The organism is Pelomonas dachongensis, assembly GCF_043555865.1.
GTDB classification, from domain to species: domain Bacteria; phylum Pseudomonadota; class Gammaproteobacteria; order Burkholderiales; family Burkholderiaceae_C; genus Pelomonas; species Pelomonas dachongensis.
On the sequence record NZ_JBIGHY010000003.1, the window covers coordinates 617,507 to 642,835 of the forward strand.

Sequence of the window (25,329 nt, forward strand, 5' to 3'; positions counted from 1 at the left end):
ACCGCGCCCCCTGACGAGGCCGGACGGCTGCCGAGGTTGGCCGCTCACCCATAACGATCCCGGAGACAAGATGAAGAAACCAGCCCTGGCAGCGCCGCGCGCGTCCGCCAATCCCTCCCGCTTTGCCCTGCGCCTGACCGCCGCCGCCGCGCTGGCCGCCCTGTCCGCCACCGCGGGGGCCCAGGAGCCCGCCAAGGGCGAGACGCAGCTGGAAACGGTGGTCGTCACCGGCGTGCGGGCCTCGCTGACCAAGAGCCTGGCGAACAAGCGCACCAGCGATCAGGTCGTGGAATCGGTGGTGGCCGAAGACATCGGCAAGCTGCCCGACAACAACGTCGTCGAGGCGCTGCAGCGCGTCACCGGCATCCAGGTCACCAACCGCGCCGGCGGCGAGGTGGGCACCATCTCCATCCGGGGCCTTCCGGACATCGCCACCACCTGGAACGGCCGCAACATCTTCACGGCCTCCGGCACGCAGGTGGCGCTGCAGGACATCCCGTCGACGCTGGTGCGCCAGATCGACGTCTTCAAGACCCGTGACGCCAGCCAGCTGGAAAACGGCATCGCCGGCCAGATCGACGTGAAGTCGCTGCGCCCGTTCGACTTCAAGGGCGCCAAGCTGTCGCTGCTGGCGCGCGGCACCTACCTCGACCCCGCCGAGAAGTGGAACCCGCAGCTCAGCGCGATGGCCAGCAACCGCTGGAAGACCGGCATCGGTGACATCGGCGCGCTGGTCAACCTGTCGATGGTCAAGACGGACTACCGCAACGAGAGCGTGACGCCCGGTGCGATGGTGCCGTTCACCAGCCCCAATGCCGCTGAAGTGCCGGCCGGCTACACCCCGCTGCAGCGCATCTTCCCGGAGAGCAACGCCTGGACGCCAGGTACGTACACCGGCCTGCCGCAGAAGGCCGGCTCGACGCTGAATTTCAACGGCACGCAACGCCCTTACTACCTGGCGCGTGACGCCGTGTTCCAGAGCGATGTGCTGGGCCAGCGCGAGCGCCCGGCCGCCAACGTCGCGCTGCAGTGGCAGCCCAACGACGATGCCGTCTACACGTTCGAGGCGATGTACAACGGCTACCGCGACAAGTCCTTCAACCGGCTGCTGTTCAGCTTCGTCGACTGGTGGGGCAGTCTCGGCCCCAACCCCGCGTCGACGATCACGACGTTCCCGGGTACCAACGTCATCAAGACGCGGACCGTGAATGACGTGTACGGTTTCAACAGCGGCGACTACACGACCTCGGCCACCGACTCACGGATCGTGGCCCTGAACGGCAAGTGGAACGTCGGCGACCGGCTGCGGCTGGACGGCGATGTGTCGTACCAGACCAGCAGCTTCCACTCCGAATTCACCGCCACCCGCATCGACCGCGTCGCGCCGTCCATCACCGTCGACTTCAATTCCGGCGGCGGCAACATGGCGTTCAAGTTCAACAACAACGCCGACCTGGCGGACCCCACCAAGTGGAACGTGGCGCAGTTCTACGACAACGCCAACCGCAACGAGGGCAGCGCCGCCACCGCCAGCCTGAACGGCGCCTACGACGCCGACTGGGGCCCGCTGAAGACGCTGAACTTCGGCGTGCGCTTCGATACGCGCAAGGCGGCGGAAGCCAAGCGCGAGCAATCGGCCTTCCTGGGCCGCAACCTGGCTTCGCTGGGCGCGAACTACTACCACGTCAACGCCGACTTTGGCACCGACATCTCGGACGTGCCACGCTCCTGGATCGAGCCGAACGCGTACTACATCCGCGACAACCTCGATGCGTGGCGCACGATGTACAAGGCGGCCGACGCGAATTTCCAGACGACCGACAAGCTGTTCCTGCAGAAGACCTTCGACGTGAAGGAAGACACGACGAACGCCTACCTGATGGCGGACAGCGAGCACCAGTTGTTCGGCCGGCCGCTGCGCGCCAACTTCGGCGTGCGCTACGTGCAGGTCGAGACGAGCATGACGGCCTACAGCGTCAATGCCACGACCAAGGCGGTCACGCCGACGAACGGCTCCAAGACGGCCCGCAAGTTCCTGCCCAGCCTGACGCTGCGCTATGAGCCGGTGAAGGACGTGCTGGTGCGCTTCAACTACGGTGAAACGCTGCGCCGTCCGGGCTTCGGCGACTTGAACCCGGTGCTGCAGCTCAGCGACGACGTCTCGCGCGTGGGCTACGGCGGCGGCAGCGGCGGCAACCCGGGCCTGGAGCCGACGCGCTCCAAGAACCTGGACCTGACGGGCGAGTGGTACTTCCAGAAGGACAGCGCGCTGTACGGCACCGTGTTCCAGCGCAAGATCGAAGGTCTGGTCGTGCCGCTGCGCCGGCGCATCCGCGTCGGCCCGGCCGACGATCCGTTCCGCAACTCGACCTCGGGTGGCGACCACACCAACGGCTACGACTACGTCATCAGCTCGCCGGTCAATGCGTCGGACGGCAAGATCAGCGGCGTCGAACTCGGTGCGATCTACTTTCCCAAGGGTCTGCCGGGCCTGCTGGACGGGCTGGGCTTCCAGGGCAGCGTGACGCGCCTGACCTCGTCGCAGAACGTGCCGACCGCTGACAGCGCCGGCAACATCGTCTCGCAGCTGGAGTCGCCGTTCTTCGGCGTGTCCAAGCTGTCGTGGAACGCCACGCTGGCCTACGAGAAGGGCCCCGTCGGCGCCCGCCTGTCGTACGTTCGCCGCGCCAGCTTCCTGGCCGCCAACGAAGCGGCGCTGTTCGCCAACCCGATTGGCATCTGGCGCCACCCGGAAAAGAGCGTGGACCTGCAGCTGACCTACAACCTCAATGACCGCATGGCGTTCGACATCAGCGGCGTCAACCTGACCAACGAGATGCAACAGCAGTACTACAAGTTCGGCGATGCGGGCAGCCCGGAGCTGACCAACTTCGGCACGGTGCAGACCGGCCGATCGGTGTCGGTCGGGTTCCGCTGGAAGCTGTGATCCTGCGAGGCTGAAACGCTTCCTCGTTGCGGGCGTTGCACGGGCCTCCCGGGCAACGCCCTTTTTTCTTCTCTGCCTTCCCTATGTCCGACCTGCTTGAGCCGCTGATCCGCCAGCGCGCAGACCCCCACATCACCCGCCACACCGACGGCCTGTACTACTTCACCGCCTCGGTGCCGCAGTACGACCGCATCGAGCTGCGCCGCGCAGCGACCCTCGAAGGCCTGGTGGACGCACGCGCCTTCGTCGCCTGGCGCAAGCCCGACACGGGCCCGTGGTCCGAGCTGATCTGGGCGCCCGAGCTGCATTTCAACCAGGGCGCCTGGTACGTCTACTTTGCTGCCGCCCACACCCGGGCGCTGGACGAGCAGGGCATGTTCCAGCACCGCATGTATGCCATCAGGAACACCGCAGCCGACCCGTTCACGGGCGAGTGGGAGTTCCTGGGCCAGGTGGACAGCGGCATCGACAGCTTTTGCCTCGATGCCACCACCTTCACCCACCGCGGCCAGCTCTACTACCTGTGGGCGCAGAAGGACCGGGCCATCGCCGGCAACTCCAACCTCTACATCGCGCCCATGAGCATGCCGTGGCAGCTGGCCGGCGCGCCCGTGCTGCTCAGCCAGCCCGAGTTCGACTGGGAATGCCGCGGCTTCCTCGTCAACGAGGGGCCGTCGGTGCTGCAGCGCCACGGCAAGGTGTTCATCAGCTACTCGGCCAGCGCGACGGACGAGAACTACGCGATGGGCCTGCTGTGGGCGCACGACGACGCTGACCTGCTCGACCCGTCCAGCTGGCACAAGTCGCCCGAGCCGGTGATGCGCAGCTGCGCCGAGGACAGCGTCTTCGGCCCCGGCCACAACAGCTTCACCGAAGGCGCGACGCCCGACGAGGTGCTGCTGGTCTATCACGCCCGCACCTACACCGAGATCGAAGGCGACCCGCTGTGGAACCCCGACCGCCACACGTTCGTGAAGCCCTTGCGGTGGTCCGCTGAAGGCATGCCGCTGTTTGGCCGTCCTTCTCGCCGCGATTGATATCAAAAACGGCATCGCTACGGGCGTGAATTTGATTGGATTGCAATTCCGCCGCGGTCTAGCATCTTTTGAATGCGGCACTCCGTCCGCGCGCCTGAACGACTCCGAGACAAGACATGACGACTGAGGACAAGAAGAGCAAGGTCAAGCTGCGTTCGGCCGAGTGGTTCGGCACCCAGGACAAGAACGGCTTCATGTACCGCTCCTGGATGAAGAACCAGGGCATCCCCGATCATGAGTTCCAGGGCAAGCCCATCATTGGCATCTGCAACACCTGGAGCGAGCTGACGCCCTGCAACGCCCACTTCCGCAAGCTCGCCGAGCATGTGAAGAAGGGCATCCTCGAAGCCGGCGGCTGGCCGGTCGAGTTCCCGGTGTTCTCCAGCGGCGAGAGCAACCTGCGCCCCACCGCCATGCTGACCCGCAACCTCGCCAGCATGGACGTCGAGGAGAGCATCCGCGGCAATCCGGTCGATGCGGTCGTGCTGCTGGTGGGCTGCGACAAGACCACGCCCGCGCTGCTGATGGGCGCGGCCAGCGTGGACGTGCCGGCCATCGTCGTCACCGGCGGTCCGATGCTCAACGGCAAGCTCAACGGCAAGAACATCGGCTCGGGCACGGCCGTGTGGCAGCTGCACGAGCAGGTCAAGGCCGGCGAGATCAAGATGCACGACTTCCTGGCCGCCGAGGCCGGCCACTCGCGCTCTGCCGGCACCTGCAACACGATGGGCACCGCGTCCACGATGGCCTGCATGGCCGAGTCGCTGGGCACGTCCCTGCCGCACAACGCCGCCATCCCCGCCGTCGATGCACGCCGCTATGTGCTGGCCCACCTGTCCGGCATGCGCATCGTCGACATGGTGTGGGAAGACCTGCGCCTGTCCAAGGTGCTCACCAAGGAGGCCTTCGAGAACGCCATCCGCGTCAACGCGGCCATCGGCGGCTCCACCAACGCCGTCATCCACCTGAAGGCCATCGCCGGCCGCATGGGCGTGGACCTGGAGCTGGAAGACTGGACCCGCATCGGCCGCGGCACGCCCACCGTCGTGGACCTGCTGCCCTCGGGCCGCTTCCTGATGGAAGAGTTCTATTACGCCGGCGGCCTGCCGGGCGTGATCCGCCGCCTGGGCGAAGCCAACCTGCTGCCCAACCCGACGGCGCTGACCGTCAACGGCAAGAGCCTGTGGGACAACTGCCATGACGCGCCGATCTACGACGACGAAGTCATCCGCCCGCTGGACAAGCCGCTGATCAAGGACGGGGGCATCTGCATCCTGCGCGGCAACCTCGCGCCGCGCGGCGCCGTGCTGAAGCCCTCGGCCGCCACGCCCGAGCTGATGAAGCACCGCGGCCGTGCCGTCGTGTTCGAGAACTTCGACGACTACAAGGCCCGCATCGGCGACCCCGACCTGGACGTCGACGCCAGCTGCATCCTCGTCATGAAGAACTGCGGCCCCAAGGGCTACCCCGGCATGGCCGAGGTCGGCAACATGGGCCTGCCGCCCAAGATCCTGGCCTCCGGCGTGAAGGACATGGTGCGCATCTCCGACGCGCGCATGAGCGGCACCGCCTACGGCACGGTCGTGCTGCATGTGGCGCCCGAAGCGCGCGCCGGTGGCCCGCTGGCGGTCGTGCAGGAGGGTGACTTCATCGAGCTGGACTGCGCCGCCGGCCGCCTGCACCTGGACGTGTCCGAGGAAGAGCTCGCCAAGCGTCTGCAAGCCTGGGCCGCCGCGCAGACGGTGGACCCGGCTGACGCCACCGGCTACCGCCACCTCTACGTGCAGCATGTGCTGCAGGCCGACGAGGGCTGTGATTTCGACTTTTTGCGCGGCTGCCGGGGTTCGGCCGTCCCGCGTCATTCCCATTAAGGAGCTCTCATGAGCCACATGATTCAAGGCCTGGCGCTGATCGGCGGCGAGGCGGTCCGCGGCAATGGCGCGGCCTTCCAGGGCTTCGACCCCAGCAAGAACGAAGCGCTGGGCCCCGACGTCCATTCGGTGGATGTCGCCCAGGTGAACCAGGCCTGTGAACTGGCCAACGCCGCGTTCGACGCCTTGCGCGCCACCAGCGACCACGAGCGTGCCGACTTCCTGGACCAGATCGCCGCGCAGATCCTGGCGCTGGGTGACGACCTCATCGTGCGCGCGATGGCCGAGAGCGGCCTGCCGCGTGCCCGCCTGGAAGGCGAGCGCGGCCGCACGATGAACCAGCTGAAGCTGTTCTCGGAACTGCTGCGCGAAGGCAGCTGGCAGGACGCCCGCATCGACACCGCGCTGCCCACCCGCACGCCGCCGCGGCCGGACCTGCGCCTGCGCTTCATCGGCGTGGGCCCCGTGGCCGTGTTCGGCGCCAGCAACTTCCCGCTGGCCTTCTCGGTGGCCGGTGGCGACACCGCCGCCGCGCTGGCCGCCGGCTGCCCGGTCGTCGTGAAGGGCCACCCGGCCCACCCCGGCACGTCCGAGCTGGTGGGCCGCGCCATCGTCGAGGCCGTCAAGCTGTCCGGCCTGCCGGCCGGCGTGTTCGCGCTGCTGCCGGGCCATGGCAACGACATCGGCACTGCACTCGTGAAGCACCCCGCCATCCAGGCCGTGGGCTTCACCGGCTCGCGCGCCGGCGGCCTGGCGCTGATGGCGGTTGCCGCCGCGCGCCCGCAGCCCATTCCCGTCTACGCGGAGATGAGCAGCATCAACCCGACCATCCTGCTGCCCGGTGCACTGGCCAAGCGCGGTGCTGAGATCGCCACCGGCTTTGCCGGCTCGCTGACGATGGGCGTGGGCCAGTTCTGTACCAACCCCGGCCTGGTGCTGGGCATTGCCAGCGAAGACTTCGACCGCTTCGCCACCGCGGCCGCCGAGGCGCTGAAGCCCGTGCCCGCCGCCACCATGCTGACGCCTGGCATCGCCGGCGCCTACCAGCGTGGTGAAGCGGCGCTGGCCAGCCAGCCGCAGGTGGACGCGCTGCTGCGCGGCACCTCGGCCGCCTGCACCGGCGCGCCCAGCCTGTTCAAGACGACCGGCGCGGCGTTCCTGGCCAACCACGCGATGCAGTCAGAGATCTTCGGCCCGGCATCGCTGCTGGTGGCCTGCAAGGACGAGGCCGAGCTGCTGGCCGTCATCGAAGGCCTGGAAGGCCAGCTGACCGCCACGCTGCAGCTGCAGGACGACGACGAGGCCGATCTCGCCGCCGCCCGCGCGCTGCTGCCGGCGCTGGAGCGCAAGGTCGGCCGCATCCTGGCCAACGGCTTCCCGACCGGCGTGGAGGTGTCCACGGCCATGGTGCACGGCGGCCCGTTCCCGGCCACCAGCGACGGTCGCAGCAGCTCCGTCGGCACGGCGGCGATCCAGCGCTTCCTGCGCCCGGTGAGCTACCAGAACCTGCCGCGCGCGCTGCTGCCTGCCGTGCTGCGGGAACCCAACGAACGCGGCGTGTGGCGTCGTCGGGATGGAGCCCTGACCCGCAATTGAAGCCCCTCGTCCAGGGCTTGGCCCTGGCCGGTCCCCCGAGGGGACGGCGACGCTTGCCGGATCGACCGGCAAGCACATCGCCAAACCGGGCCGGCTTGGGGCGGCCCGGCGCTCGGCCCGAAGAGGCCAGATAGACAAACCAAAGGAGACAAGACAGATGAAGAAGCAACTGCTGGCCCTCGTGGCCACGCTGGTGGTGAGCGCGGGCGCGCACGCCGCCGACATCAAGGTCGTCGTCAGCGCCGACCAGCCCGGGCCGGTCATCCACCGCAACATCTACGGCCAGTTCGCCGAGCACCTGGGTACCGGCATCTACGAAGGCATGTGGGTGGGCCCCGAGTCCAAGATCCCCAACGTGCGCGGCTGGCGCAAGGACGTCGTTGCGGCACTGAAGGACCTGAAGGTGCCGCTGGTGCGCTGGCCTGGCGGCTGCTTCGCCGACGAATACCACTGGCGCGACGGCATCGGCCCGCGCAGCAAGCGCCCCATCAAGGTCAACACCCACTGGGGTGGCGTGCCCGAGAACAACGCCGTGGGCACGCACGAGTTCTTCGATCTGGTCGAGCAGCTGGGCGCCGAGGCCTACGTGAACGCCAACGTGGGCACCGGCTCGCCGCAGGAAGCGGCCGAGTGGCTGGAGTACATGACTGGCGAGGGCAACGCGACCATCGTCGAGCAGCGCCGCAAGAACGGCCGCGACAAGCCGTTCCGCGTTCACTACTACGCGCTGGGCAACGAGACCTGGGGCTGCGGCGGCAACATGCGGCCGGAGTACTACGCCGACCTGTACCGCCACTGGGCCACCTTCCTGAAGACGCCGGCGCACAACCGCCCGCAGTTCATCGCCAGTGGCGGCAACGACCAGGACACCGCCTGGACCGAGGCGCTGAGCAAGAGCGTGCGCCACAACTTCGACGGCATCGCCCACCACGCCTACACCTTCCCCAGCGGCAAGTGGGAGACCAAGGGCGCGGCAGCCGGCTTCCCGGAGAGCGAATGGGTCGCCATGCTGTCGCAGGTCAAGAAGATCGACGACACGCTGGTCAAGAACAAGGCCATCCTCGACAAGAACGACCCGAAGAAGAAGCTGGCCATCTACTTCGACGAGTGGGGCAGCTGGTACGACCCGGAACCCGGCAGCAACCCCGGCTTCCTGGTCCAGCGCAACACGCTGCGTGACGCGCTGCTGGCAGCGCTGCACTTCAACGTCTTCCACGCCCATGCCGACCGCGTGAAGATGAGCAACATCGCGCAGATGGTCAACGTGCTGCAGGCCATGATCCTCACCAGCAAGGACAAGCTGGTGCTGACGCCGACGTACCACGCGTTCAAGCTCTACACGCCGTTCCAGGACGCGACCTCGCTGCCCGTCAAGATCGAGAACAACCCGACCTACAAGGTCGACAAGTTCGAGATGCCGGGCTTGAGCGTCACCGCAGGCCGTGGCAAGGACGGCAAGCTCTGGGTGGGTCTCGTGAACGCCAACGCCACGCAGGCCGCCGAGCTGGACCTGCTGCTGGGCACCAACGCTCCCAAGGCCGTCAAGGGCCAGGTGTTGACCGCCGGCGCAATGGACGCGCAGAACGAACTGGGCAAGGCGCCGCAGGTGCTGCCTCAGCCGTTCGAGGCGCAGTCGGCCAACGGCAAGCTGACCATCAAGCTGCCGGCCAAGTCCGTCGTCGTCGTCGCCGTCGAGGGCTGATCGCCCCACTGCACTGACCCGGCTCCGTCCTTGCGACGGGCCGGGCTTTGCCGTGGATGCGTCCCATGGCGGCATATCGAAACAGGGATCGAGCACGCGCGCAATGTCATTGGTGTGACCGCGCGTGGCCTCCTAGGCTGTGCGCCCACAACCATAGCTACCGGAGACAAGACACCATGGCCTTGCACAAGCGCCGCGACTTCATCGCCGGCACCGCCGCCCTCGCGCTGACCGCGTGTGGCGGCGGTGGCGGCGGCAGCCCCACCCCCGCGCCCAGCCCCATCACGCCGCCCCCGCCTCCGCCCCCGCCGCCTGCGGCGCCGCCCCCGCCCCCGCCGCCCCCGCCGCCGCCGCCCACGCAGACGGCGCTGACCTTCGCCAACGCCGGCGTGCATGACCCCTCTGTCATCAAGGCCGACGGCACCTTCTACGTCTTCGGCTCGCACCTCGCGGCCGCCAAGACGACGGACCTGATGAACTGGACCAAGCTGGCCGACGGCGTCAACAACGCCAACCCCATCTTCGGCAACAAGGTGACCACCGAGCTGGCCGAGACGCTGGCCTGGGCCGAGACCACCACGCTGTGGGCGCCCGACGTCATCAAGCTGGCCGACAACAAGTTCTACATGTACTACTGCGCCTGCAAGGGCGACTCGCCGCGCTCGGCGCTGGGCATCGCCGTGGCCGACAAGGTGGACGGCCCCTACGTCAACAAGCAGGTCGTGCTGAAGTCGGGCATGTGGGGCCTGCCCAGCGAGGACGGCACCGTCTACGACGCCACCAAGCATCCCAATGCGGTGGACCCCGCCGTGTTTGCCGATGCGACGGGCAAGCTGTGGATGGTCTACGGCTCGTACTCGGGCGGCATCTTCATCCTGCAGCTCAACGCGACGACCGGCGTGCCGCTGCCTGGCCAGGGCTATGGCAAGCACCTGATGGGCGGCAACCATGCGCGCATCGAAGGGGCCTACATCCTGTACAGCCCCGAGAGCCAGTACTACTACCTGTTCGTCTCCTTCGGCGGCCTCGGTGCCGACGCGGGCGGCGGCTACAACGTGCGCGTCGCGCGCTCGCGCAACCCCGATGGCCCCTACGTGGACGGCGCCGGCAAGGACATGTCCACCGTCAAGGCCGACCCCACCAAGCCGCTGTTCGATGACGCCAGCATCACGCCGCACGGCATGAAGCTGATGGGCGCCCACCAGTTTGCCAACGCCACTGGCGAGACCGGCACGGCGCTGGGCTACGTCTCGCCCGGCCACAACTCGGCCTACTACGACGCGGCGACCAAGCAGTACTTCATCATCTTCCACACGCGCTTCCCCGGCACCGGCGAGCTCCACGAGATCCGCACGCACGAGATGCACCTGAACGAGGACGGCTGGCCGGTCATCGCGCCGCTGCGTTATGCGCCGCTGAGCCTGGCCAGCCCGGCGCAGACGGCCGACGTGAGCGCCGCCCAGGCGGCAGGCACGTACAAGCTGGTCAACCACGCCAAGGACATCGCCGCCGCGGCCAAGGCGTCCATCAACGTGGTGCTGAACGCCGACGGCACGGTGACCGGCGGCATGACCGGCACGTGGACACACAAGGGCAGCAACAAACTCAGCGTGGTGAGCGCCGGCGTGACCTATTCGGGCGTACTGTCCCGGCAGTGGAATACCAACGCGAGTGCTTTCGTCGTGAGCTTCTCCGCCCTGTCTGCCGGCGGCGTGTCGTTGTGGGCCATCCGAACCGGAGCTTGATGTGAGAAAGCTGCTCGCCTCGCTGGCCCTTGTGGTCTGTGCCCACAGCGCCGGTGCGGCGACGCAGCTGTTCCCGCTGGAACGCGTGCGCCTGCTGGACGGCCCTTTCAAGGCCGCGCAGGACACCGACCTGAACTACCTGATGGCGCTGGACGCCGACAAGCTGCTGGCGCCCTTCCTGCGCGAGGCCGGCTTGCCGGCCAAGGCGCCGACCTATGGCAACTGGGAGTCCACGGGCCTGGACGGCCACATGGGCGGCCACTACATCTCGGCGCTGGCGTTGATGGTGGCGTCCACCGGCGACGCGCAGGCGAAGCAGAAGCTGGACTACGCCATCGCCGAGCTGAAGCGCTGTCAGGACGCCTTGGGCACCGGCTACATCGGCGGCGTGCCCGACGGTGCCAAGGCCTGGGCCGACGTCGCAGCGGGGCGGCTCAAGGTGGACAGCTTCTCGGTCAATGGCCGCTGGGTGCCCTGGTACAACATCCACAAGGTCTTCGCCGGCCTGCGCGACGCCTGGGTCTACACCGGCAACGCGGACGCCAAGGCCATGCTGGTCAAGCTGTCCGATTGGGCCTTGCGGCTGACCACGCCGCTGAGCGAAGCGCAGATGCAGGACATGCTGCGCGCCGAGCACGGCGGCATGAACGAGGTGCTGGCCGACGTGTCGCAGATGACCGGCGACCTGCGCTACCTGGCGCTGGCGCGGCGCTTCTCGCACCAGGCCCTGCTACAGCCGCTGGCCCAGGGCCGTGACAAGCTGACCGGCCTGCATGCCAACACGCAGATCCCCAAGGTCATCGGCTTCGCGCGCCTGGCGCAACTCACCGGCGAGGACGAGTCCCGGCAGGCGGCCGAGTTCTTCTGGCGCACGGTGGTGGACAAACGCTCCGTCGCCATCGGCGGCAACAGCGTGAAGGAGCACTTTCACCCCGACACCGACTTCAAGCCGATGCTCAACGAGGTGGAGGGGCCGGAGACCTGCAACAGCTACAACATGCTGAAGCTGACGGCGCTGCTGGCGCAGGCGTCGCCGCAGGTGGGCCGGTACGCCGACTACTACGAGCGCACGCTCTACAACCACATCCTGGCCTCCCAGCATCCGCAGGGCGGCTTCGTCTACTTCACGCCGATGCGGCCGCAGCACTACCGCGTCTACTCGCAGGTGCACGACGGCATGTGGTGCTGCGTGGGCTCGGGCATCGAGAGCCATGCGCGCCACGGCGAGTTCGTCTACGCGCATGACGGCGATGCGCTGCACGTGAACCTGTTCGTCGCCTCCACGCTGGACTGGCGCGAGCGCGGCATCAAGCTGACGCAGAGCACCCGCTTCCCCGACGAGTCGCGCACGCGGCTGACGGTGGACGGCACCGGCACGTTCGCGCTGAAGATTCGCTATCCCGGCTGGGTCGCGCCCGGCGCGCTGAAGGTCAGGGTCAACGGCAAGGCGGTGGCCGTGAAGGCCAGGCCCGGCGGCCAGGTCGAACTGCGCCGCGACTGGAAGACGGGCGACCACGTGGACGTGGAGCTGCCCATGCGCACGACGCTGGAGCCACTGCACGGCATGAAGAATTTTGTTGCCGTGCTGCATGGCCCCATCGTGCTGGCGGCCAAGACGCCGCAGCCGGGCGAGACGCTGAACTTCCGCGCCGACGCCTCGCGCATGGGGCACATCGCGCACGGCGCCGTGTGCCCGCAGGAGGCCGCGCCGGTGTTCGTCAGCGACAAGGCAGACTTCATCCGCCGCTTCAAGCCCGTGCCCGGCCAGCCGCTGACCTTCACCGCGCCGGGGCTGATCCACGGCGCCAAGGGTGAAGAGAAGCTGCAGCTCATCCCGTTCTTCCGGCTGCACGATTCGCGCTACATGCTCTATTGGGGCCGCAGCACGCCGGCCCAGCAGAGCCTGATGCGGGCAGAGTTGGCCCAGGCCGAGCAAGCCCGACTGGCGCTCGATGCCATCACCATCGACCAGGTGGCACCGGGCGAGCAGCAGCCCGAGTCCGACCATTTCTTCAAGGGCGAGGGCGCCGAGAGCGGCATTGCGCCGGCCGGCCGCTGGCGGCATGCGAAGAAGTGGTTCAGCTACGAGCTCAACGATGCGAAGGTCGAGGCCCGCGCGCTGCGCCTGAGCTTTTCCACGCGCGACAACGGCCGCCGCTTCGAGCTGGTCGTCAATGGCCAGCCCGTTGCCGACATCGAGCTGGCGTCGGACGCCGCTCAGGAAGCCATCTACACGCGTGACTTCGAGCTGCCTGCGGACCTGGTGCGCGCTGCCGGCGGCAAGCTCAGCGTGAAGTTCGTGGCCAAGCCGGGCAGCATGGCCGGTGGCCTGTACGGCCTGCGGCTGCTGCGCTGAATCCAAGCCCCGGGGTCCGAATGAAGAGAAGACAAGTCCTCCAGCAGTTCTCCGCCCTCATGCCCGCCGCGGCGCTGCCGGCCTGGGCTCAACAGGCACCCGCGGCGACCGCGGCCCCGCGCGGCGCCTTCCAGCCGAGCTGGGACTCGCTGATGAAGTACCAGGTGCCCGACTGGTTCCGCGACGCCAAGTTCGGCATCTGGGCTCACTGGGGTCCGCAGTGCCAACCCGAGTTCGGCGACTGGTACGCGCGCGAGATGTACATCGAGGGCAGCGCCAAGAACCGCCATCACGTCGCCACCTACGGCCACCCGTCGGTCTATGGCTTCAAGGAGGTCATCCGCGACTGGAAGGCCGAGCGCTGGGAGCCCGAGGAGCTGGTGGGCCTCTACAAGAGGGCCGGCGCGCGCTATTTCATGGCGATGGCCAACCACCACGACAACTTCGACCTGTTCGCCAGCCGCCACCATGCGTGGAACTCGACGCGCATCGGACCGAAGCAGGACATCATCAAGCGCTGGGCCACCGCCGCCCGCGCACAGGGCCTGCCGCTGGGCGTGAGCGTGCACGCGGCGCATGCCTGGACCTGGTACGAACCGGCCCAGCGCGCCGACACCCAAGGTCCGCTGGCCGGCGTGCCCTACGACGGCCGCCTGCGCAAGGAAGACGGCCGCGGCCAGTGGTGGGAAGGCCTGGACCCGCAGCAGCTGTATGCGCAGGACCATGCCCCCAGCGCGGACGCCCACGATCCCAAAGCCATCCACCGCCAGTGGGACTGGGGCGAGGGCGCCAGCAAGCCCAGCGAGGCCTACTGCCGCAACTTCCTGGCCCGCACGCTGGACCTGCTGGACCAGCACCGCCCCGAGCTGGTCTATTTCGACGACACCGCACTGCCGCTGTGGCCCGTCAGCCCGGTGGGCCTGGACATCGCCGCCCACCTGTACAACCAGCACCTCGACAAGACCGGCCGCACCCAGGCCGTGCTGTTCGGCAAGATCCTGGACGAGCAGCAGCGCCGTGCCATGGTGTGGGACATCGAGCGTGGCCAGGCGCAGGGCATCGAGCCGTTGCCCTGGCAGACCGACACCTGCCTGGGCGCCTGGCACTATGACAAGCGCGTGCTGGAGCGCGGCCAGTACAAGTCCGCCGAGACGGTGATCCGCATGCTCATCGACGTGGTCAGCAAGAACGGCAACCTGCTGCTGAACGTGCCCGTCAAGGGCGACGGCAGCATCGACGCGGTCGAGCGCCGGGTGGTCGAGGCCATCGGCGTCTGGATGCAGGGCCACGGCGAGAGCATTTACGGCACGCGCCCCTGGCGCGTGTTCGGCGAGGGCCCCGCGATGGACAAGCAGGCGCCGCTGACGGCCCAGGGGTTCAACGAAGGCAAGGGCGCGCCACTGGGCGCGCAGGACTTCCGCTTCGTCGCCAAGGGCGACCGGCTCTACGCCAGCGCCTTCGGGCTGCCGGCCGACGGCCGTTGGCTGATCCGCAGCCTGGCCCGCGGCGCCCACCCACCCGTGCAGCGCGTGGACCTGCTGGGCGGCGCCCAGGCGCTGGCCTTCGAGCAGACGGCGGAGGGCCTGGTGGTCAAGTTGCCCTCAGGCCTGGCGCCCAGTCCGGCCCACGTCCTGAGAATTGCCTGATGCGGCCGTGGCGAACGATGCCGAAACCGATATGACTTCGGCCAAAAAAGTCATTGGCTGCGCATCGCCCGCCTTCTAGCATCCACCTACAACCCGGAGACAACCGAATGATGAAGCTCATTGCCCGCCGCACCCTGATCGCGGCTGCACTGTCCTTGCCCGCCTTCGCTGCGTTCGCCAAGCCGCTGACCATGGGCTTCTCCCAGGTCGGCGCCGAGAGCGAATGGCGCACCGCGAACACCGCCTCCATCAAGTCGGCGGCCAAGGAGGCCGGCATCACGCTGAAGTTCGCCGACGCGCAGCAGAAGCAGGAGAACCAGGTCAAGGCCATCCGCAGCTTCATCGCGCAGAAGGTCGACGTCATCGCGTTCTCGCCGGTCGTCGAATCGGGCTGGGACACCGTGCTGAAGGAAGCCCAGAAGGCCGGCATCCCGGTCATCCTGACGGACCGTGCCGTCAAGGTGGCCGACCCGTCGCTGTACGTGACCTTCATCGGCTCCGACTTCGTCGAGGAAGGCCGCAAGGCCGCGCGCTGGTTGCTGGAGCGTGCCGCCAAGACGCCCAACGCGGCGCTGAACATCGTCGAGCTGCAGGGCACCGTGGGCTCGGCCCCGGCCATCGACCGCAAGAAGGGCTTCGAGGAAGTCATCAAGACCAACCCCAAGCTGCAGATCATCCGCTCGCAGTCCGGCGAGTTCACGCGCGCCAAGGGCAAGGAAGTGATGGAGTCCTTCCTGAAGCAGCGCGACAAGAAGATCGACGTGCTGTACGCGCACAACGACGACATGGCCATCGGCGCCATCCAGGCCATCGAGGAAGCCGGCCTGAAGCCGGGCAAGGACATCGTCATCATCTCCATCGACGGCGTGCGTGGCGCGTTCGAGGCGATGAAGGCCGGCAAGCTCAACGTCACCGTCGAGTGCAACCCGCTGCTGGGCCCGCAGCTGATGCAGCTGGCCAAGGACGTGGTGGCCAAGAAGCCGGTGGAAAAGCGCATCACCGTCATCGAGGGTGTGTTCCCGGCCGAAGTGGCCGCCAAGGAACTGCCGAACCGGAAGTACTAAGGCGGGTCGGTGGACGGGGGCCAAGCCCTGTCCGCCACCCACCGCAGGCCTCGGCACCGCAGTCGCCGAGGGTGAGCCCATTGCCATGAACCTCGACAAAACCGTGCCCGTGCTGGAGCTGTCCGGCATCCACAAGGGCTTCCCCGGCGTGAAGGCGCTCAGCGATGTGAGCCTGCGCCTGTTCCCCGGCGAGGTGCATGCGCTGATGGGCCAGAACGGCGCCGGCAAGTCCACGCTGATCAAGGTGCTGACGGGCCTCTACCAGCCCGACGCCGGCGTCATCACGCTCGACGGCAACACCATCGCGCCCAAGCGCACGGAAGACGCCCAGGACCTCGGCATTCGCACGGTCTACCAGGAGGTCAACCTCTGCCCCAACCTCAGCGTGGCGGAGAACATCTGCGCCGGGCGCTTCCCCCGCAAGTCCTGGCTGGGTGGGGGCCGCATCGACTGGTCGGCCGTCAACGCCGAAGCCGAACGCGTGCTCAAGCAGATGGACCTGGACATCGACGTCACCGCGCCGCTGTCGCGCTACTCGCTGTCCGTGCAGCAGATGGTCGCCATCGCCCGCGCGCTGCGCATCTCGGCGCGCGTGCTCATCCTGGACGAGCCGACGTCCAGCCTGGACGACGCGGCCGTGCAACGCCTGTTCACCGTGCTGCGCCGCCTGCGCGACCAGGGCCTGGCCATCCTCTTCGTCACGCACTTCCTGGACCAGACCTATGCGCTGGCCGACCGCATCACCGTGATGCGCAACGGCGAGACCGAAGGCGAGTACCTGGCCGCCGACCTGGGCCGCCTGGCGCTGGTCAACAAGATGGTCGGCGCGCCGCCTGATCAACAACCGACTCGCCTGGACAGCAGCGGCGCCGGCAGCAGCGAGGTCGTGCTGAAGACCGAAGGCCTGGCCCGTCGGGGCGCCGTGCAGCCGCTGGACCTGACGCTGCACCGCGGTGAGGTGCTTGGCCTGGCGGGCTTGCTGGGCTCCGGCCGCACCGAGGCCGCGCGGCTGCTGTTCGGGGCCGACGCGGCCGACGCGGGGCACGTCGAGATGGCCGCACGCAATGGCCGAAGTGGCCGCAATGGCCGCAAGGGCCGCAAGGGCGCCTGGCATTCGCCGCGCGAAGCCATCGCCGCTGGCATCGCCTTCTGCTCCGAGGACCGCAAGCACGAGGGTGCCATCCTGGACCTGTCCGTGCGCGACAACATCCTGCTGGCGCTTCAGGCCCGCACCGGGCTGCGGCTGTGCATGAGCCACGAGCAGCAGCAGGCGCTGGCCGACGACTACATCCGAAAGCTCGGCATCAAGACGTCCAGCGCCGACACGCCCATCGGGCAACTGTCGGGCGGCAACCAGCAAAAGGCGCTGCTCGCGCGCTGGCTCGCCACGCAGCCGGACGTGCTGATCCTGGACGAGCCCACACGCGGCATCGATGTGCGCGCCAAGGAAGACCTGATGGACCAGGTGCGTGCGCTGGCCCACGCCGAGGACGGCAAGGCCGGCATGGCCGTCGTCTTCATCTCCTCCGAGCTGCCCGAGGTCCTGCATTGCAGCGACCGCGTGCTGGTGCTGCGCGACCGCCGCGCCGCCGGCGAGTACCGCCGCGGCGAGCTGGACGAGCGCAGCGTGCTCGAAGTGATTGCCGCCGAGCCCGCAGGGGCTTGAACCTGCGCGCAGAGGAGCCTCCGGTGAAGCACCCCCTTCCGCTTGCGCGTTGCCGCGCGCTGGCTGCTGCCTTGCTGCTGTGCCTGTCGCCCGTCCTCCATGCCCAGACCCCCACGGGCCTGGACGCCCTGGGCCAGGCTCAGCGCCAGCTGCTGACGCCCGATGCAGGCGGCTTCGCATGGACGCGGTTGGCCGCCGGCGTGCAGGTGCAGCGCGGGGCGCTCACGCGCAACGTGCTGTTCTACGGCCCCGGCCTGGTGCGCGTGACCACCCACCTGGGACACAGCCACGCCACCCAGCCCAGCCTCGTCGTGGTGGCCGCGCCGCAGCCCCAGACGCTGGAGCTCCAGGATGGCGCGGACATGCTGGTGCTGACCAGCCCCGCGCTGCGCGTGCAGGTGGACAAGCGCAGCGGCGCCATCGCCTTCCTGCGGCCCGACGGCCAGCCCTTCACGCGCGAGCAGGCGCCAGCCGCGCTGCAGCCGGCCGAGTTCTCCGGCGCGCCCAGCTACACGATGACGCAGGCCTTCAGCCTGACGCCCGACGAGTCGTTGTACGGCCTGGGCCAGTACAACGAGTCGCACATGGACTACCGCGGGCGCGACGTGACCATGGTGCAGACCAACATCGGCACCGTGCTGCCCTTCATGGTGTCCACGCGGCGCTGGGGGGTGCTGTGGGATGTGTATTCCAAGATGCGCTTCACCGACGACGCGCAGGGCGCCCGCTTCTGGGCGGAGAGCGCGCCGGCCGGTGCCGACTACTACTTCGTTGCCGGCACGACGATGGACGAGCTGATGGCCGGCTACCGCCAGCTGACAGGCGCCGCGCCGATGTTCCCGAAGAGTGCCTTCGGCCTGTTCATGAGCAAGGAGCGCTACAGGACGCAGCAGCAGTTGCTGGACGTGGCCAAGCGCTTTCGGGCCGAGCGCTTCCCGCTCGACACCATCGTGCAGGACTGGCAGTACTGGGGCGGTGACAAGGACGGCACCTGGAGCGGCATGACCTGGAACGCCGAGCGCTTCCCCGACCCGCGCGGCATGGTGGACACGCTGCACCGCCAGCTGGACATGAAGCTGATGGTGTCCATCTGGCCCTCGGTGGGCGACGACACCGCACTGGCCCGCGAGCTGGACGCGCAAGGCCTGCGCTTCGCACCCAAGCACTGGATCTCCGGCAAGGCGCAGATCTACGACGCCTTCAGCGCCGAGGGTCGCCGCATCTACTTCAAGCACGTCAAGCAAGGGCTGCTGGACATCGGCGTGGATGCGCTGTGGATGGACGGCACCGAGGTGGAGGTGGGCGGCGCCGCGCACGACCCTGGCGAGGTGGAGGCCGACATCAAGCGGCTGGGCCGCAACGCCATGGGCGACTTCACCCGCTACCTCAACGTCTACAGCCTCGTCACCACGCGCGGTGTCTACGAGGGCCAGCGCGCCAGCAGTGACAAGCGCGTGTTCACGCTGACCCGCTCGGGCTGGGCCGGCCAGCAGCGCTATGCTGCCCTGCCGTGGTCCGGTGACACGACGGCCAGCTGGGCCGCGTTGCGCGCGCAGATCGCCGGCGGCCTGAACGTGGGCATGGCCGGCTCGCCGTACTGGACGCAGGACACCGGCGGCTTCTTCGTGCGCCATCCAGGCGGCGAGCGCAACCCCGCCTGGCGCGAGCTGTACGCGCGCTGGAACCAGTTCGGCATCTTCAACCCCATCTACCGCATCCACGGCACCGACGTGGAGCGCGAGCCCTACCTGTTCAAGTCACTGGACCCGGCCGTCTACCAGTCGCTGCTGAAAGCCGCGCAGCTGCGCTACCGCCTGCTGCCTTACGTCTATGGCCTGGCCTGGCGCGCCCACACCGAGGGCTACGTGATGATGCGCGGCCTGGCGATGGACTTCCCCGACCAGACCGCGCTGCGCCGCGTAGACGACACCTTCATGTTCGGCCCGGCCTTCCTGGTGCAGCCCGTCACGCGGGCGCAGATCCATGTCGAGCCGCCGCCGGCCGCCACCATCCCGGCCAGCGCCTTGCGGACGCCGCAAGGCGAGCCGGGCTTGCAGCTGGACTACTTCTCGGGCATGAACTTCGAGACGCCGGCCAGCCGCACCGTGGACGGCCCGGTGGACCAGAGCTGGCCGCCGGCGCCGCTGGGCAGCGTGCCACCGGGGCTGCAGGACCTGGACCGTTTCTCCGCGCGCTGGCAGGGCACGCTGGTGGCGCCCGAGGCAGGCGAGTACGAGATCGGCGTCGAGGGCGACGACGGTTTCCGCCTGTGGCTGGACGACAAGCTCGTCGTCGACGACTGGAAGCACGGCGCGCCGCGCTACCAGAGCACCCGGCTGCAGCTCGCCGCTGGCCAGACGGTGCGGCTGCGCATCGACTACTACCAATACATCTACGGCGCCAAGCTGCGCCTGGCCTGGCGCACGCCCAGCCAGCAGCGCGCGGCGGCCGCCGCCGCGAAGCAGGGGCCGGACAAGCGCCAGGCCACGGTACTGCCCGCCGGCCACCGCTGGTTCGACTTCTGGACCGGCCGCGTGCACGACGGCGGCCAGGCCGTGTCGCGCGAGTACGCGCTGGACGAGTTCCCGCTGTTCGTGCGCGCGGGCAGCATCGTGCCCATGGGCCCCGTGGTCCAGCACGTGGGCGAGCGCCGCGACGCGCCCTTCGAGATCCGCATCTACCCCGGCGCCGATGCGCAGTTCACGCTGTACGAGGACGACGGCGAGACCTACGCCTACGAGCAGGGCCAGCGCGCCACCGTGCAGCTGCGCTGGGACGACGCCCGCCGCACGCTGCAGGTGGCGGCGCGCGAGGGCCGCTACCCCGGCCTGGTCGCGCAACGCCGCTTCGACGTGAAGCTGCTCGACGCGGCCGGCCGCCCGGCCGCCACGCGGTCCGTCGTCTACCGTGGCGAAGCGACGGCGCTGCATTTCAAGACCCCATGAGTTCCCTCACGCCAGCCATGTCCTCTCCTCCCGCGCGCGCCGCTGTCTGGCGCCATCCGCTGTTCCGCCCGCTGGCCGCGCTCGCGCTGCTGCTGGCCATCGCCGCCTTCAGCGTGCCCGGCTTCCTGCACCTGGAGATCAAGGACGGCCGCCTGTACGGCAATTTGGTCGACATCCTGCACCGGGCCGCACCGCTGATGCTGGCTGCGCTGGGCATGACGCTGGTCATCGCCACGCGCGGCATCGACGTGTCGGTGGGCGCCATCGTCGCCATCTCCGGCACCGTGGCCTGCGTGCTGGTCGCCGAGCACGGCCTGGCGGTCGCATTCGCGGCCGCACTGGGCGCCGCGCTGCTGTGCGGGCTGTGGAACGGCCTGCTCGTCGCCGGCCTGGGCCTGCAGCCCATCATCGCCACGCTGATCCTGATGGTGGCCGGCCGCGGCCTGGCGCAGCTGCTGACCGACGGCCAGATCATCACCGTCTACGAGCCCGCCAGCTTCTTCTGGCTGGGCGCCGGCTATGTGCTGGGCCTGCCGGTGTCGTTCTACGTCGTCGCCATCGTCGCGGGGCTCACCGCGCTGCTGATGAAGCGCACGGCGCTGGGCCTGTTCATCCAGACGGTCGGCATCAACCCCGTCGCTGCGCGGCTGGCCGGCGTGCGCACCGCCGCCATCGTGTTCTTCGTCTACGTCTATTGCAGCCTGGGATCGGGCCTGGCGGGCCTGCTGATTTCATCCAACATCAAGAGCGCCGACGCCAACAACGCCGGCCTGCTGCTGGAGCTGGACGCCATCCTCGCCGTCACGCTCGGCGGTGGCCAGCTCAACGGCGGCAAGTTCAGCCTGCTGGGCAGCCTCATCGGCGCGCTCATCATCCAGACGCTGACCTCCGCCATCTACGCTTTGGGCGTGCCGCCGCAGGTGACGATGGTCGTCAAGGCCGTCGTCGTGTTCGCCGTCTGCATCTCGCAGTCGTCCATCTGGTCTGCGCGGAGTTCCAAATGAAGGCCATTCGCGCGGCGATGGCCGCTCCCTCCTTCACCACCTGGGTCAGCGTCGTGCTGATGCTGCTGCTGTTCGTCGCGGGTGCGACCAACTACACCGGCTTCGGCTCTGCGCAGGTGGTGCTGAATCTGCTCATCGACAACGCCTTCCTGCTGGTCATCGCGGTGGGCATGAGCTTCGTCATCCTGTCCGGCGGCATCGACCTGTCGGTGGGCTCGGTGCTCGCGCTGACCACCATGGTGGCCGCCTGGCTGCTGCAGGTGGCGCACTGGCCGGCCGAGCTGGTCATCGTCGTCGTGCTGCTGGGCGGCTTCGCGTTCGGCGCGCTGCAAGGCCTGGTCATCCATGTGTTCAAGCTGCAGGCCTTCATCGTCACGCTGGCCGGCATGTTCCTGGCGCGCGGGCTGTGCTTCCTCATCAGCGTGGACAGCATCACCATCGACGCGCCGCTGTTTGTCACGCTGTCGCAGACGCAGATTCCGCTGTTTGGCGACGCCTTCCTGTCGCCCGGCGCCGTCATCGCGCTCGTCGTGCTGGGCCTGGGCCTGTGGCTGGCGCACTGGACCGCCTTCGGCCGCACCGTCTACGCGCTGGGCGGCAACGAGGCCTCGGCGCTGATGATGGGCCTGGCGGTTGGCCGCACCAAGGTCGCGGTGTACGGCCTCAGCGGCTTTTGCGCGTCGCTGGCCGGCCTGCTGTTCGCGTTCTACATGCTCAGCGGCTACGGCCAGCACGGCCAGGGCGTGGAGCTGGACGCCATCGCCGCCGTCGTCATCGGCGGCACCGTGCTGACGGGTGGTTATGGCTTTGTCGCCGGTGCGCTGTCCGGCGTGCTGGTGCTGGGCCTGATCCAGACGCTGATCGCCTTCGACGGCACGCTCAGCTCCTGGTGGACCAAGATCGTCATCGGCGCGTTGCTGTTCGTGTTCTGCGCGGTCCAGCGCCTGCTGTCCTTGAAGAAGGCCCAACACTGATGTTCAAGCCACTCCTGCTGGCCGCCGCCTTCGCCTGCGGCACGGCCCAAGCCGCCAACCCCCTGTTTGCGCCGCTCTACACGGCCGACCCGGCCGTGCTGGTGGACGGTGGCCGCGTCTACCTCTTTACCGGCCGCGATGAAGCGCCGCCCGAGGGCAAGGACTACGTCATGCACGAGTGGCGCCTGTTTTCCACCTGTGACATGGTGAACTGGAAGGACGAGGGCGTTCCGCTGAACGCCAAGACCTTCGCCTGGGCCAAGGGCCGCGCGTGGGCGTCGGACATCGTCAAGCGCCACGGCAAGTACTGGTTCTACTCAACGGTGGAGCATGCGACGGTGCCCGGCTTTGCCGTGGGCGTGGCGGTGTCTGATTCGCCCACCGGCCCGTTCGTCGATGCACGCGGCTCTGCCTTGATCACCAACGACATGACCAAGCAGACCGACATTGCCTGGGACGATATCGACCCCGGCGTGTTCATCGACGACGATGGCCAGGCCTACCTGTACTGGGGCAACACGGTGCTGAAGGTCGCCAAGCTCAAGGCGAACATGACGGAGCTGGACGGACCGATCACGGTGGTGCCGGTGGCCAACTTCGTCGAGGCGCCGTATGTGCACAAGCGCCAGGTCAACGGCAAGAGCGTCTACTACCTGAGCTACTCGCAGCACTGGCCGGAAGAGACGGCCTACATGACGGGGCCGTCACCCGTCGGGCCGTGGACGCCGCAAGGCGTGATCATGGAGCGCAACACGAAGACGAAGACGATTCATCAGGCGTTCTTCGAGTTCAACGGCAAGAGCTATGTGGCGTATCACAACGCGGAGCTGCCGGGCGGGCATGAGCATCGGCGGTCGGTGGCCATCGAGGAGTTCTCGTACCGGGCGGATGGGACGATTCCGTTCATCCATCAGACGAAGGCGGGGCCGAAGGCTAATCCTTCGGCGGCTTGCAAGCGCTGACGTCTGTCCGGGTGCTTGGGCAGGACGCCCGGCAATGCAGCGAGCACGCGCACGCCCCGCCAGAGCATCCAAGCCGCCCGACGACCGTCACGGCAGGCTCAAGTCCATGCCCAGCATGCGTGCGAGGCCGAAGGTGAAGGCCAGCACCACGCCGAGCAGCAGCACAAAGATGGCACCCAGCTTGCCGCCCATGCGCAGCAGCGCGCGCGGGTCCGCGCCCTTCTTCTTCTCCTTGTCGTAGTGCCACTTGATGGCGAAAACCATGCCTGCGATGAAGACCAGGCCCTTGAACAACACGAAGACGATCAGAACCCAGTCCACTTGCGCATTCCCGCCCTTTGCCCGACAGCGCCCATCTTGACCGCAAAGCGGCGCCGCCGGTAGTGGACGTTTTGACCCATGCGCCGTCCAGGCGGTATGCACAGCCCGTCGTGGGTGGGGGCGCCGTGTCGCCCCGCCGCGGGCATTCGGCGGACACTGGGTTCATGCGCTATCTCGCCTTCGATCTGACCGACAGCTCCGACGACATCCTCACGCTGGAAGCCATGGCCTCCACCCGCGAAGCCGAGCATGCCGCCGTGATGGCAGAGGTGGAGCAGGTGCTGGCCTGGGCGCAGGCCGAGTTCGGCGGCCGGCAGGGGCCGGTGGAGGACGGCCACGCCTGGGACCATGAACTGCTGGTGCAGCACGAGGCGGGCGGGTGGGTCACGGTGACGCTGACGTTCAGCGCGTCGGCCGAGTTCGCCGAGGCGTTTGAGGCGGCCTTCGCCCAACCCGACGACTGATCGGGCGTCTCACCGCCTCGGTTGCAGGGGCTTGCACCACTGCGCCGAACCGCCACACTGCGCCCCATGCACTTCGACCAGACCACCCCCATCCTGCGCAGCTTCGACGAAGCCAAGGCGCGCGAGTTCTATGTGGACTTCCTCGGCTTCAAGGTCGACTTCGAGCATCGCTTCGAGCCGGGCCTGCCGTTGTACATGCAGGTGTCGCGCGGCGACTGCGTGCTGCACCTGAGCGAGCACCACGGCGATTGCTGCCCCGGCGCCGGCATGCGCATCCGCGTCAGCGACATCGATGCCTTCCACGCTGAGCTGAGCGCCAAGCACTACGGCAATGCACGCCCGGGCATCCATGACACGCCCTGGGGTTCGCGCGACGTGTCGGTGACCGACCCGTTCGGGAACCGGCTGACGTTCACCAATGCGGTGAGCACCTGAGCACTTGAGCGTCAATCCGCCTGCGTCGCCCGAGCGACGTTGTTCAGGCATTGCTGGTGAAGCCGGCGTGCAGCCGGCGGAAAGCGGGCAGGTGATGCGATGGATTTTGCTGGTGACAGGGACAGCAGCGAGAGCGAAGCGGGTCGCGTCTCGGCGCAATGCCAACGTACGATCTCGCGCGCCGCTCTGGGAGGCGTCGCGATGGTGTGCGGTTCAGCGCCTCTTCTTTGGCGACATTGTTCTGGCGCGCAGAAGTAAGTTACCCGCCGCCGGGCAGGACTCCCGGACTCCCGGCAGCACGGCATCGATGTCGGTTCTCACTCAAGGTGGAACTTTTTCGCTGAAGATGGAACCGCTACTGCGGCTGCCGCATGTCAGGCTCTCGCCGGTACGCCCCAGGCTGCGACGTCGCTGACCGCTATGCGGCGATCGCTGACGGTTGCGGTCGGCGTGCTCACGGCAGCAAGGTGCCCAAAGCGGAAGGTCAGGATCGGCGACGAAGGCCGGCACCGCCAGCGGGTGCCGTCATTGACGAGCAGCCGCCGAGTTCACGATCATGGCATGAAGCGGTCGCCAATCCCCTTGGCCGGTTGA

17 protein-coding genes are annotated in these 25,329 nt (G+C 68.2%); 16 read left to right on the forward strand and 1 reads right to left on the reverse strand.

The window, feature by feature from the left end; genetic code table 11:
* Positions 1–70 precede the first annotated feature (70 nt).
* The 14 genes from ACG02S_RS12005 to ACG02S_RS12070 all read left to right on the forward strand — a co-directional run bounded on the left by ACG02S_RS12005 (position 71) and on the right by ACG02S_RS12070 (position 23,515).
* On the forward strand, positions 71–2,947 hold the full coding sequence (locus tag ACG02S_RS12005) for a TonB-dependent receptor (RefSeq protein WP_394470692.1): 2,877 nt from the start codon (positions 71–73) through the stop codon (positions 2,945–2,947).
* 83 nt (positions 2,948–3,030) lie between these two features.
* Positions 3,031–3,984 (forward strand): glycoside hydrolase family 43 protein, encoded by a 954-nt coding sequence (locus ACG02S_RS12010; protein ID WP_394470693.1) that lies wholly within the window; start codon positions 3,031–3,033, stop codon positions 3,982–3,984.
* 116 nt (positions 3,985–4,100) lie between these two features.
* Positions 4,101–5,855, forward strand: a complete 1,755-nt coding sequence (locus ACG02S_RS12015; protein ID WP_394470694.1) for an IlvD/Edd family dehydratase — start codon at positions 4,101–4,103, stop codon at positions 5,853–5,855.
* A gap of 9 nt (positions 5,856–5,864) precedes the next feature.
* Positions 5,865–7,451: an aldehyde dehydrogenase (NADP(+)) gene (locus tag ACG02S_RS12020; protein WP_394470695.1), complete on the forward strand. Its 1,587-nt coding sequence runs from the start codon at positions 5,865–5,867 to the stop codon at positions 7,449–7,451.
* 157 nt (positions 7,452–7,608) lie between these two features.
* A complete protein-coding gene (locus ACG02S_RS12025) occupies positions 7,609–9,153 on the forward strand; it encodes an alpha-N-arabinofuranosidase (protein ID WP_394470696.1) in 1,545 nt (514 codons plus the stop codon).
* Positions 9,154–9,329: 176 nt separating this feature from the next.
* A complete protein-coding gene (locus ACG02S_RS12030) occupies positions 9,330–10,898 on the forward strand; it encodes a glycoside hydrolase family 43 protein (protein ID WP_394470697.1) in 1,569 nt (522 codons plus the stop codon).
* 1 nt (position 10,899) lies between these two features.
* Positions 10,900–13,254, forward strand: coding sequence for a beta-L-arabinofuranosidase domain-containing protein (locus tag ACG02S_RS12035; protein ID WP_394470698.1), 2,355 nt, complete (start codon positions 10,900–10,902; stop codon positions 13,252–13,254).
* A gap of 20 nt (positions 13,255–13,274) precedes the next feature.
* Positions 13,275–14,900 carry an alpha-L-fucosidase gene (locus ACG02S_RS12040; RefSeq protein ID WP_394470699.1) on the forward strand — a complete coding sequence of 542 codons (1,626 nt, stop codon included), beginning with the start codon at positions 13,275–13,277 and terminating at the stop codon, positions 14,898–14,900.
* Between the two features lie 110 nt (positions 14,901–15,010).
* Positions 15,011–15,964 (forward strand): ABC transporter substrate-binding protein, encoded by a 954-nt coding sequence (locus ACG02S_RS12045; RefSeq protein ID WP_394470718.1) that lies wholly within the window; start codon positions 15,011–15,013, stop codon positions 15,962–15,964.
* 85 nt (positions 15,965–16,049) lie between these two features.
* A complete protein-coding gene (locus ACG02S_RS12050) occupies positions 16,050–17,630 on the forward strand; it encodes a sugar ABC transporter ATP-binding protein (protein WP_394470700.1) in 1,581 nt (526 codons plus the stop codon).
* Between the two features lie 23 nt (positions 17,631–17,653).
* Positions 17,654–20,575 carry a glycoside hydrolase family 31 protein gene (locus ACG02S_RS12055; protein ID WP_394470701.1) on the forward strand — a complete coding sequence of 974 codons (2,922 nt, stop codon included), beginning with the start codon at positions 17,654–17,656 and terminating at the stop codon, positions 20,573–20,575.
* A 17-nt stretch (positions 20,576–20,592) separates the two neighbouring features.
* Positions 20,593–21,579 (forward strand): ABC transporter permease, encoded by a 987-nt coding sequence (locus ACG02S_RS12060; RefSeq protein WP_394470702.1) that lies wholly within the window; start codon positions 20,593–20,595, stop codon positions 21,577–21,579.
* Positions 21,576–22,553: a galactofuranose ABC transporter, permease protein YjfF gene (yjfF, locus tag ACG02S_RS12065; protein ID WP_394470703.1), complete on the forward strand. Its 978-nt coding sequence runs from the start codon at positions 21,576–21,578 to the stop codon at positions 22,551–22,553. Before ACG02S_RS12060 ends, yjfF begins: the two co-directional genes overlap by 4 nt.
* Positions 22,553–23,515 (forward strand): glycoside hydrolase family 43 protein, encoded by a 963-nt coding sequence (locus ACG02S_RS12070; protein WP_394470704.1) that lies wholly within the window; start codon positions 22,553–22,555, stop codon positions 23,513–23,515. Before yjfF ends, ACG02S_RS12070 begins: the two co-directional genes overlap by 1 nt.
* 87 nt (positions 23,516–23,602) lie before the next feature.
* Here the strand turns inward: ACG02S_RS12070 and ACG02S_RS12075 are convergent, their stop codons facing one another.
* Complete coding sequence (locus ACG02S_RS12075; RefSeq protein WP_394470705.1) at positions 23,603–23,836, reverse strand: hypothetical protein; 234 nt, start codon at positions 23,834–23,836, stop codon at positions 23,603–23,605.
* Positions 23,837–24,000: 164 nt separating this feature from the next.
* On the opposite strand from ACG02S_RS12075, the gene ACG02S_RS12080 reads away from it, so the two are divergent.
* Complete coding sequence (locus tag ACG02S_RS12080) at positions 24,001–24,300, forward strand: hypothetical protein (protein WP_394470706.1); 300 nt, start codon at positions 24,001–24,003, stop codon at positions 24,298–24,300.
* Between the two features lie 39 nt (positions 24,301–24,339).
* Entirely contained in the window at positions 24,340–24,735 is a 396-nt protein-coding gene (locus ACG02S_RS12085) for a glyoxalase superfamily protein (RefSeq protein WP_394470719.1), read from the forward strand.
* Positions 24,736–25,329 lie beyond the last annotated feature (594 nt).

Bases quoted from the DNA above. Each gene is read 5' to 3' on its own strand.
- ACG02S_RS12070 (WP_394470704.1), top strand. From the start codon at position 22,553: ATGTTCAAGCCACTCCTGCTGGCCGCCGCCTTCGCCTGCGGCACGGCC.
- ACG02S_RS12020 (WP_394470695.1), top strand. From the start codon at position 5,865: ATGAGCCACATGATTCAAGGCCTGGCGCTGATCGGCGGCGAGGCGGTC.
- ACG02S_RS12060 (WP_394470702.1), top strand. From the start codon at position 20,593: ATGTCCTCTCCTCCCGCGCGCGCCGCTGTCTGGCGCCATCCGCTGTTC.
- ACG02S_RS12080 (WP_394470706.1), top strand. From the start codon at position 24,001: ATGCGCTATCTCGCCTTCGATCTGACCGACAGCTCCGACGACATCCTC.
- ACG02S_RS12015 (WP_394470694.1), top strand. From the start codon at position 4,101: ATGACGACTGAGGACAAGAAGAGCAAGGTCAAGCTGCGTTCGGCCGAG.
- ACG02S_RS12025 (WP_394470696.1), top strand. From the start codon at position 7,609: ATGAAGAAGCAACTGCTGGCCCTCGTGGCCACGCTGGTGGTGAGCGCG.
- ACG02S_RS12010 (WP_394470693.1), top strand. From the start codon at position 3,031: ATGTCCGACCTGCTTGAGCCGCTGATCCGCCAGCGCGCAGACCCCCAC.
- ACG02S_RS12040 (WP_394470699.1), top strand. From the start codon at position 13,275: ATGAAGAGAAGACAAGTCCTCCAGCAGTTCTCCGCCCTCATGCCCGCC.
- ACG02S_RS12050 (WP_394470700.1), top strand. From the start codon at position 16,050: ATGAACCTCGACAAAACCGTGCCCGTGCTGGAGCTGTCCGGCATCCAC.
- ACG02S_RS12030 (WP_394470697.1), top strand. From the start codon at position 9,330: ATGGCCTTGCACAAGCGCCGCGACTTCATCGCCGGCACCGCCGCCCTC.
- yjfF (WP_394470703.1), top strand. From the start codon at position 21,576: ATGAAGGCCATTCGCGCGGCGATGGCCGCTCCCTCCTTCACCACCTGG.
- ACG02S_RS12045 (WP_394470718.1), top strand. From the start codon at position 15,011: ATGAAGCTCATTGCCCGCCGCACCCTGATCGCGGCTGCACTGTCCTTG.
- ACG02S_RS12005 (WP_394470692.1), top strand. From the start codon at position 71: ATGAAGAAACCAGCCCTGGCAGCGCCGCGCGCGTCCGCCAATCCCTCC.